The 364-nt window shown below is 56.6% G+C and carries 1 pseudogene; it reads right to left on the minus strand.

Annotated elements, in window-relative coordinates:
- Positions 1 to 232 (minus strand): annotated as a pseudogene (locus tag AC1DCY_RS28015) (hypothetical protein); the annotation flags it as partial.
- Between the last annotated feature and the right edge of the window lie 132 nt (positions 233 to 364).

Below are 364 nucleotides of genomic sequence, written 5' to 3' on the forward strand. Positions count from 1 at the left end.
TACCAATGCTGTCGGCGCGTTTACTCAGGATCGCGACCGTCTGCAACAAGTCATCCTTGGCGAGCCGGGTTTTGCCCGGTGCCGGGTTCACAACGTAATAAATCTCGTAACCACCGCGAAACTCCAGCCCGAAGCGCACATGAGTGGCCAGGCTGGAAAATGTCGCAGCCACCAGACAGGCCAGCAGCCCCGTCAGGAGGATGAACGACAGGCGTCGACTGGAAAGGCTCATGGAAGAAATCCAGAAAAGGGACTGAAAAGCGAATCGAAGCCGAAGGGCTCGCTCACCACTGGCGGGCAGTCTAAAGAAGCGAAAATGAACCGCTTGTTAACGAAGTCACATGGCTGTGCGACGGCTTGCCAG

Source organism: Lysinibacillus sp. 10T31, assembly GCF_056394365.1.